This window comes from Deltaproteobacteria bacterium (assembly GCA_026712905.1).
Taxonomy (GTDB): domain Bacteria; phylum Desulfobacterota; class Binatia; order UBA9968; family JAJDTQ01; genus JAJDTQ01.
Genome location: JAPOPM010000100.1, coordinates 52,388 through 62,385 on the forward strand (window position 1 = coordinate 52,388; position 9,998 = coordinate 62,385).

General features: G+C 62.5%; 5 protein-coding genes. 1 reads left to right on the forward strand and 4 read right to left on the reverse strand.

The window, feature by feature from the left end; translation table 11 throughout:
• Positions 1-82: 82 nt before the first annotated feature.
• Complete coding sequence (locus tag OXF11_07865; GenBank protein MCY4487018.1) at positions 83-1,810, forward strand: hydantoinase B/oxoprolinase family protein; 1,728 nt, start codon at positions 83-85, stop codon at positions 1,808-1,810.
• An 82-nt stretch (positions 1,811-1,892) separates the two neighbouring features.
• On the opposite strand, the gene gap is transcribed toward OXF11_07865, so the two are convergent.
• From gap to OXF11_07885, 4 genes are all read right to left on the reverse strand, one after another.
• The gene (gene gap, locus OXF11_07870) at positions 1,893-2,909 is read right to left on the reverse strand and encodes a type I glyceraldehyde-3-phosphate dehydrogenase (GenBank protein MCY4487019.1); all 1,017 of its coding nucleotides are present in this window, start codon (positions 2,907-2,909) and stop codon (positions 1,893-1,895) included.
• A gap of 122 nt (positions 2,910-3,031) precedes the next feature.
• On the reverse strand, positions 3,032-7,024 hold the full coding sequence (locus tag OXF11_07875) for a hypothetical protein (GenBank protein ID MCY4487020.1): 3,993 nt from the start codon (positions 7,022-7,024) through the stop codon (positions 3,032-3,034).
• Between the two features lie 577 nt (positions 7,025-7,601).
• Complete coding sequence (locus OXF11_07880; protein ID MCY4487021.1) at positions 7,602-8,753, reverse strand: 5-methyltetrahydropteroyltriglutamate--homocysteine S-methyltransferase; 1,152 nt, start codon at positions 8,751-8,753, stop codon at positions 7,602-7,604.
• 116 nt (positions 8,754-8,869) lie between these two features.
• Positions 8,870-9,998 (reverse strand): ABC transporter permease subunit (locus OXF11_07885; GenBank protein ID MCY4487022.1); only part of this gene is annotated, 1,129 nt, incomplete at its 5' end.

Sequence of the window (9,998 nt, forward strand, 5' to 3'; positions counted from 1 at the left end):
CCCTCACCCCACCCTGGATTCCCGCCTTCGCGGGAATGACGGTACAACGGGAACCCCGGTTGAGTGAAACCATAGGAGAACGATGAGCAAGAGCAGTGCTACCGAAGTCGCGGATATTCCCACGCGGATTGATCCCATCACGCTCGAGGTGATCCGGTGCGGCGTCGTCTCCATCACAAACCAGATCGACGCCAACATCACGCGCACGGCCTTCAGCTCGTATGTCTACGAGTACAAGGACTTCGCCGTCGGCCTGGTGGACGTCAAGGGCCGGCTCATCGCCCAGTCGACCGGCGGCATGCCGCCTTTCGTCGCCGATGCCGTCGGCACCGCCGTGCGTGACGGCCTCGAAATCTACGGCCGGGAAAGGCTCTTCGACGGCGACGTCGTCGTGTGCAACCATCCGGCGGTGCAGGGACAGCACCTGAACAACACCGTCATGTACACACCCATCTACGGCGGGCCGGAGCGCGCGACGTTGCTGGGATTCTTCGCCCTCAACGTTCACTGGATCGACATCGGCGGGGGGATGCACGGCTCCACGGACATCTTCATGGAAGGCCTGCAGCTCCGCACCATCAAGCTATGGTCGAAGGGCGAACCCGTCGAGGAAATCTACCGCATCATCGAGAACAACACGCGCATGCCGGTGGACGTGATGGGCGACATCTCGGCTCAGCTTGCCGGTTGTTTTCTGGGCCGTGACCTTACCCTGGCGCTGGCCGACAAGTACGGCGCCGAGACCTATTTCGCCGCCATCGCGACGATCATGGCTCAAGGCGAGGCGTCGTCACGTGCCCGCATCCGCGAGATCCCGGACGGAACCTACGAAAGCGAAGCCTTTTTGGACGACGACTCGTTGGGCACCGAGCCCGTGCCCATACGGGTCAGGGTCGTCGTCGACGGCGAAGAAATGACCATCGACTTCTCCGGGCTCGCGGACCAGGTGCCGGGGCCGGTGAATTCGGGCTACTTCGGCGGCGGCGTCACCGCCGCGCGGGTCGCCTTCAAATACCTGATCGCTCCGCGTGAACCCGCCAACGAAGGCGTCTTCCGTCCGCTGAAGCTGATCCTGCCGGAAGGCAAGATCCTGAGCGCCCGGCCCGGCGCACCCATGTCCAACTACTCGACGCCCTTCCCGACCGTCATCGACGCGGTGATCCGGTGTCTGGAGGACGCGCTCCCGCACCTCGCCACCGGCGCGCATTTCGGCACCCATTCGGGGTTCATGATGCATGGCCACTGGGCCGACGGAACGCGCTTTCACGGGCATGACAGCGGCCACGGCGGATGGGGCGCGGGCGACGGGCACGACGGCTCGGGTCCGTTCCGCACCATGGCGCACGGCGACACGCGGCTGATCCCCATGGAGCTGCAGGAATCGCTGTTGCCGTTCCGGGTGTGTTCGCTGTCATTGCGCGCGGATTCCGGCGGACCCGGGAAGTTCCGCGGCGGGCTCGGCTTTTGCAAGGAATACGAGATTACCCATCCCTGCACCCTCAACACGAACCTCGACCGCAGAAAATGTCCACCGTGGGGCGTCCGCGGCGGCAAGGCCGCAAAGCCGGGCTGCATCACCATCATCAAGGCATCGGGCGAAACCGAGACCATGGGCAAGGCGCGCGACTACAAGCTGCGGCCCGGCGACCACGTGATCCTGGAAACCGGAGGTGGCGGCGGCTGGGGGCCGCCGGAGGAGCGTGCCGTCGAGCTGATCCAGCGCGACCTCGACCGCGCCTACATCACGGCGGAGGGGGCGGCGCAAGACTACGGCGTCCGTGTAGAGGCGGGCCGGGTGGAACGAAGGTAGCTGCCCGGACACTTCCGGTGCGCGACCCTCCGCACTGCCTCCCGACCGCTTTCGGTCGTCGTGAATACGTGAGGCGAGGCTGTCAGGCCGCCTCTCTCTCGGCCATCATGGCGACCAGGTCCGCCACACGGCAACTGTAGCCCCATTCGTTGTCGTACCAGGACAGGACCTTCACCATGCTCTCGTCCACGGCGACGGTGGAGAGTCCGTCGACGATGGAAGATGCCGTATTCCCCTTGAAGTCGCTCGAGACCAGCGGCTGCTCGCAGTACTCCAGTATCCCGTTCATGGGCCCTTCCGCGGCTTCGGCCAGGGCGGCGTTGACGTCGTCCGCCGTACCCGGTCTCTTGAGGTCGCTCACGAGGTCCACCACCGAGACGGTGGCGGTGGGCACCCGCAACGCCATGCCGCGCAGCTTGCCTTCGAGCTCGGGAATGACGCGCGCTATGGCGCGGGCGGCCCCGGTGGAGGTGGGCACGATGTTCATGGCCGCGGCCCGGGCGCGCCGGAGATCCTTGTGCGCCACGTCGAGGATGCGCTGGTCGCCGGTGTAGGCATGGGTCGTGGTCATCATGCCTCTTTCGATGCCGAAGCGGTCGTGGAGCACCTTCGCCACCGGCGCCAGGCAATTGGTGGTGCAGGACGCGTTGGAGACGATGTGGTGTTTTTCGGGATCGTACAGAGCGTCGTTGACACCCAGGACGACGGTCATGTCCGCGTTCGCGGACGGCGCCGTGATCACCGCTCTGCGCGCCCCGGCCTGGAGGTGGGCCGATGCCGCGCCGGCATCGGTGAAAGCCCCGGTGGACTCGATGACCACGTCCACCCCGAGCTTCTTCCAGGGCAGACGGGACGGCTCCAGTTCACGGGTGACGCTGATGGCCGCGCCGTCCACCTCCATCACGCCCTCGCCGACCGTTACCTCGCCGGGGAAAGCGCCGTAGTTGGTGTCGTGCTTGAACAGGTGCGCGGCCACTTCAAGGTCCGCGATGTCGTTGATGGCGACGACGGAAAGACGGTCCCGGTGTCTTTCAAGTATGGCACGCAAGCCGAGACGGCCGATACGGCCGAATCCGTTGATGGCGACCCGTGTGGTCATGGTGGCTCCCGCGGGCAGTTACGACGATCAGCGTATTTCCGATCACAACACCAAGTGCTCTATCAGAGTTACAACCTGATGCATATGGAACGCGCGACCTCACCGTAGTTCCGGCCACATGCTCACCGCCGCTTTCCACCGAAGGCACCGGTGATCCGCTCTGCGTCGTCATGTAACGTTCCGGCCACTTCCTCATGCGATGGTCCATAGAATGCACCCATGACCCGGCCACCCAGGTCCTCGAATCCGTCGCTTGTGACAGTGACCGGATAGTCGAGCCGTCCGACCCTCCAGCCGGTCAACTCGGCCAGGCCTCTGTCGGATTTCCGCACCGATTCAAGCTCGGTGAAGGCTACGGTTCCGTCCATGGTATCCGCCGACAGCGTGATCTCGGCGTCACCGAACACCGGCGCGAAGCTGGTCTGGTCCGTCGCCAGCAGTGACCCGCTCCACGTAACGGTCCCGGAGTGTGTCCCGGCGAAAGTCGCCGCGGACGGATCGCCGGTGGCTTCCGCCTTCACACCCATGAAGTCGTCTATCGCAAGGGGATCAAAAACCAGGGAGCGACCGACTGTCACGGACCACGATGAGTGGTCGGCCCATGCCCCATAGCTGTACATCTCGGGGTCTGTAGGGTACCCGTCGGCCACCGTGTAGCCGATGTCCTTCAGGTAGGCAAAGTCCATTTCGTTCGGAAATCTCCTGTAGTCGCCGCAATCGGACATGATCATCGGACACGCTCCCAAGTGATCGAAGTCGAAGGTACCGTCGCGATTACTCTGAAAAGACACCTGAGTTCCACCATTCGCCTCTGTCACCGCGGGACCGGTCCACAAGCCACGCTCATAGTCCACGTAACGAAGAATGTTCTCAGGACGAAGTCGCGGCTCGGACGCTTTATGGCCAAGGACATGGCCGACCTGTCGGGCGGCGATATATTCCCTCCAGACGTCTCCACAGCATGAGATGTCGTTGGCCGAGAACCTAAGGGAGCCGGACCTCGTCATGAAGTCTTCCCGGTCGAATTGATGGGTACGGAAGCCGGCAGAGGAGGGGCTTTGCAGTTTGGCACCCACCAAGACCCCGTCGTTGTCGTAGCGAATGGCATAGCCCCTTTCGTCCCGGCCAAGTCTCGTGACAACTGTATCTGTCAATTCATGCTGTCCGAAGACGTCCTTCAAGCGGTAGGACCACGCCTTGCCGGCTCTCTCCACGATCCCCAGTACACGATCGGGCACGTCCTGACGATGCCAGATGAAGTCGATATCGATGGTGTCGGTGGGACCGGACATTTGTTGGGTATACGTGATGCCATCCCCGGACCCCAGAACCGTACTGCTCGCCAAAGACGAGCCAGGGTGGGAAGGAGACAGCCTCAAGTCAAAGTACGACTCGATCGGTCCGGTCGGCTTCCAGGTATCCCGAGTATCAATACCGGCAAGGTTGTCGTATACGTCGAATCCCTTCAAGCCAGCAGGAGCAGCCGGATCGACGCCAGGTTCGGACTGCTTCCCGCCGAAGGCACCCATGATCTTCTCCAGCTCGTCATGTATCGTTCCGGCCGCTTCCTCATGAGATGGACCGTACAATGCGCCCGTCACCCGGCCATCCGCGTCCTGGAACCCGTTGCTGGTGACACTGACGGGATAGTCGAGCTCTCCGACCCTCCAGCCGGTCAACTCCGCCACACCCCTGTCGGATTCCCGGACGGTCTCCAACCCGGTGAGGGCTACCGCGCCGTCCATGGTGTCCGCCGACAGGGTGATTTCGGCGCCACCGAACACCGGACTGAAGCTGGTCAGATCGGTCGCCAATAAAGACCCCTTCCACGTCACGGTTCCAGAGTTGGAGTCAGCGAAAGCTGCCGCTGACGGATTGCCGGTTGCTTCCGCCTGCACATCCATGAAGTCGTCTATGCTAGACGGATCGAAGAACAAGGCTCGCCTGACCGCTACGGACCACACCGAGTGGTCAGCCCATGCTGCGTAGCCATACATTTCGGGGTCGGTAGGATACTCGTCCAAGATAGTGTAGCCGATGTCCTTCAGGTAAGCGAAGTCCAAGTCGTGTGGAATCATAATGGCCTCTCCGCAATAGGACATGATCATTGGACAAGCGCCAAGGTGACCGAAATCAAGCTCGCCGTCGGGTGACGGGTCCCCACGGTCGTCCAGTCTCTGGAAGGGAACCTGGACTCCGTCATTGGCTTCCGTCACGGCCGGTCCAGTCCATAGACCTCGCTCGAGATCCACGTGACGGGCGATGTGCTCAGGGGGGTTGCTGGAACTTGCCGCATGTCCTATGGCGTGTCCGATCTCATGGGATGCGAGATAGCCGGCCCAAACATCCCCACAACACTCAATGGAGGCCGCCGACAGCTCAACCCAACCCGATCTTGCCATGAAATGTTGCCCGTCAATTTGAGTGTTACGGAAGCTGGCTCTGGAGTATGCCCACTCGAAATCCCAGGCCGGGTTCTGATAGTCCGTGTCTGAATCCACCAGTATCCCATCGTTCTCGTACGGGATACTGTACCCCCTCTCATCCCGGCCAAGCCGAGTCACAACTCCATCCGTCAACTGGTGCGCGCCCAAGACGTCTTTCAAGCGATAAGACCAGGACTTTCCGGCCCGCTCCAGGAGACCTTGAACAAAGTCGGGCATGTTTGGGAAGTACCCGGTAAAATCAATGTCGATTGTGTCGGTCGGTCCCGACATTTGCTGTGTGTAGGTGAATCCGTTCCTCGACCCAAGAACCGTACCTGTCAACCGAGAGGGATCAGGGTGGAGAGGGAAAAGCCTCAAATCATGGTACGACTGGATTGCTCGGACCGGTCGCCAAGTATCCCGCGGATCCGTACCTGTCGGGTTGTCGTACACGGCAGACCGTCCCAAGCGAACGGGCCGTTTCCCCCCGAAAGCGCCCGTGATCTTCGCCACCTCGTCATGCAACGTTCCGGCCGCTTCCTCATGCGAAGCGCCGAAAAAGGCCCCCATCACTCGGCCGTCCGCATCCTGAAACCCGTTGCTCGTTACACTGACGGGATAATCGAGCCGTCCAACCCTCCAGCCGGTCAACTCGGCCAGACCTCTATCGGATTTCCGGACGGTTTCCAGTTCGGTGAAAACTGCCGTACCGTCCATGGCGTCCGCCGACAGGGTAATCTCGGCGTCGCCGAACACCGGCTTGAAGCTGGTCAGGTCCGTTGCCAATAGAGACCCGTTCCACGTGACGGTTCCGGAGTGAGTGTCAACAAAGGTTGCCTCTGACGGATTGCCCGTTGCTTCCGCCGTCACGCCTATGAAGTCGTCTATCCTATGAGGATCGAAGACCAGGGCGCGCCCGGCAGTTACGGACCATGAAGAGTGTTCGGCCCACGCCCTGTAACTGTACGTCTCGGGGTCCGTAGGATATTCGTCAGCGATCGTGTAGCCGATGTCCTTCAGGTAAGCGAAGTCCATCTCGTGGGGCGTCATCCGGTCTTCGCCGCAACCGGACATGATCATCGAACACGCTCCCAGGTGATCGAAGTCGAAGACACCGTTTGAAGTTTTCTCGAAAGACACCTGAACTCCACCGTTCGCCTCTGTCACCGCGGGGCCGGTCCATAGACCACGTTCGTAATCCACGTAGCGAAGAATCGCTTCAGGGCGTAGACGCGGCTCGGATGCCTTATGACCGAGGGCGTGGCCGACCTGTTGAGCTGCGACTTGTCCAGCCCGTACATCTCCACAACACGAGATATCCCCGGAAAGCACAAGGTAGCCGGATCGGGTCATGAAGTCGTCCCCGTCCGTTTGGCGGACACGAAAACCGCCAAAGGAGTAGGAGTCCAACTCTGCATCCACGAGTATCCCGTCGTTGTAGTAGGGGATAGACCATCCGTTTTCGTCAAGTCCGAGCCGGGTGACGACACCGTCGGTCAACCCATGCGGGCCGAGGACGTCGATCAGCCGGTAGGACCATGCCTTACCAGCTCTTTCCGTGATTGCGAGAACATCGTCAGGGACGCTCTGCCCATGCCAAAGGAAATCGATGTCGATTGTGTCCGTCGGACCGGACATGTGTTGGGTATAATGGATGCCGTTTCTCGACCCTATCAGGTTACCGCTCAACCGGGAGGGCTCGGGGTGCCGCGGGTATGGGATCAAATCGAAATACGCCCGCATCGCTTGAGTCGGCTTCCAATCATCCCGCAAATCGGTGCCAGCAGGGTTTTCGTAAACGCGAAACCCTTCCAGAGAGGCCGGAATGGCTGGGCTTCCGGAAGAATCGGGCTCAAGTTGGGGGCGAAACCCTTCCAGAGAGGCCGGAATGGCTGGGCCTCCGGAAGAATCGGGTTCAAGTTGGGGATTAGTGAACGTGTCGCGCGAAACAACGGGTGCCAAGGGTTCAACTCGCCTGCCAGCGTCACCGGGCGCGCCAGGACCAAGGGGACTCTCGATACTTCCACTGCCTCCGCACCCTGCGGCGGCCAGCACGATCGTCATCAACGCCAATACAAGCGGTACTCTCACGCTCCCTCCTACAAACGACGGGGTCGTGTGAGGTGAAAGAGGAACCCCTCATCGGAGTTTCTTTATTGATTGAAAGTTTCACACTGGAAGCGCCGACAGTAGCACGGCGAAACCGCGGTGGGAAGGGATAATGCCATGGCCCGTTGTTGGCACAAGGACCGAGGATACGAGTCGGTTACGCGTCGTCCCACATGTCGCTGGCGACTTCCACCATGCGCGCGAGCTTGGCTTCCTCGTCGGCTTCGGTGAGGGGGTTGCCCTTGACGGAACTGGCGAAGCCGCACTGGGGGGCGAGGGCAAGACGTTCGAGGGGGGCGTAGCGGGCGGCGTCGTCGATGCGGCGCTTGAGATGGTCGGCGGATTCAAGGGTGGGGCCCTTGGTGGAGACGATGCCGAGGGCGACCACCTTGCCTTCGGGGAGGAAGCGCAGGGGCTCGAAGGTGCCGGCACGGGGGGTGTCGTATTCCAGGAAGTAACCCTGGACGTTGATCTCGTTGAACAGCACCTCGGCCACGGGGTCGTAGCCGCCGGCGGCGGCCCACAGTCCCTCGCGGTTGCCGCGGCACTGGTGCATGGTGACGGTGACGTCATCGGGCAGGCCTTCGAGGGCCTGGTTGATGCGGCGCGCGTACTCGGCCAGGACGGCCTGGGGGCCCGAGCCCCAGGAGCGGAACACGTCCTCGTAGGTAGGGTCGCACAGGAACGGGATGGCGACGTCGTCCAGTTGGATGTAGCGCGCGCCGGCACTTACCAGGGCGGCCAGCTCCTGGCGGTAGGCGGCCACCAAGTCCTCCCAGAACGCATCCACGTCGTCGTAGGCGAAGCCCAACACTCCAGGGTCGCCGCCGGCGAAGCAATACACCACCGGGGGCGCCGGGATGGTGACCTTGGGTTCGGCGTCGGTGTTGGCCTTCAGGAACTCGAAGGCGCGCACCACCGCGCTGGGGCGCCAGCGCACCTTGCCCTCCACCCACACGACGGTGAAGTCCTGCTGGCGGGCTTCCTCGTTGCGCCAACTGAACGGCGAGGCCGTTCCCTGGCGGGTGGCGGAGAACCCGTTCCAGGTCATCATCAGCTCGCTGAACCAGCTACGGCGGCGGAACTCCCCGTCGGTGGCGGAGCGCAGGCCCACGCGCTTCTGCAGCGCGATGACGTCCCGGACGAAACCGTCCTCGACCTTCGCCAGTTCCTCGTTGCCGTGGGGGCCGAGGTTGCTCTCGGCCGTGTCCTGGCCCAGGAGACGCACCCTGGCCTCCTTGAGCCCGGCGGGACGCAAGAGGCTGCCGACGTGGTCGGCACGGAACGGCGGCGTGGTTCTTGGCGGCATGTCGGAGTCCTTGGTGGCTGCGAGCCGGAGAGGGCGACCGGCCGGTCGCCCCTACAAACCTCGTTCGGAGCGTTAGGACCGTTCGGTCTTTCCGCCCTCTTCTCGCTCTTCAGCTTCTAACGGACGTCCAGGCCGTGGCGGCGGCTCAACTTGTAGAACAGGGTGGCCAGAAGAACGGTACCGACACTGATGCCCAGGGCGAAGGCCGACAGGCTTCCCACGTGGCCGTTGTCCCAAAGCTCCCAAATGACCACGGAGATCACCTCGGAACCGGGGCTGTAGAGCAACAGGGCGACGGACAGTTCCCGGATGGTGATCAGGAAGATGTAGATCCACCCGGCGAACAGCGCGGGCATCATCAGCGGAATCATGATCTTCCGGGCCACGTTGCCCCAGCTCGCGCCACTGGCGGTGGCGCTCTCCTCCAGCTCCTTGTGGATGCCGATGAGGCCGGCGTGGCTGAAGCGCATGGCGTATGGCAGATAGCGTGCCGAGAAGGCAATGACCAGGATCCAGATGGTGCCGTACACGGGAATCGGGACCGTGAGGTAGGTCTGCAGGACCGCTACGCCCATGACGATGCCCGGGAACACCAGCGGCACCATGGTCAAACGGTCCAGGTACCAGCGCAACTTGATGTTGGTGCGCGTCACCAGCCAGGCGGTGACGAATGCCACGCCCACGCAGGCGGTGGCGGACACCATGCTGATGGTGAGGTTGTTCGTGATCGAGCGCAGGATCTTGTCGTCGCTGAATGCCTCCACGTAGTTGTTGAGGGTAAACATCGACAGCGCCTCCCATGAGGGCACCACGAGGTAGGGCATGAAGCTCGACCAGATGAGCGCGGTGAGCGGCAGAAGCTGGAGCGCCGGCAGGCCCAGCAGCGCCAATCCGCCCAGCCAGCGCCACCGTCCCAGGTCCTTGCGCCGGGGCTGAAACCCCTTGCCGGTGATGGTGGTGAACCGGTGCGCGTTCTGGGTGACGCGATAGTAGGGAATCAGACACAACCCGACCAAAGCGATGAGAAGCACGGAGTAGGCGCTGGCGAAGCCGTACTCGGGCACGAACCCCTCGATCAACTGAAGGTAGATCTGGGTCGTCAGCACCTCGATGCCCGCGGGAAGACCCACCAGCGCGGGGATCTCGAAGGCCTCCATGCTGCGGATGAAGGTGAGGATCAGTACGGAGAGGAGGCTGGGCATGGCCATGGGCAGGGTCACCTTCCAGAACACCTGCCAGTCGTTG

Coding starts and splice junctions, on each gene's coding strand:
- OXF11_07865 (MCY4487018.1), top strand. CDS start 83: ATGAGCAAGAGCAGTGCTACCGAAGTCGCGGATATTCCCACGCGGATT.
- gap (MCY4487019.1), bottom strand. CDS start 2,909: ATGACCACACGGGTCGCCATCAACGGATTCGGCCGTATCGGCCGTCTC.
- OXF11_07880 (MCY4487021.1), bottom strand. CDS start 8,753: ATGCCGCCAAGAACCACGCCGCCGTTCCGTGCCGACCACGTCGGCAGC.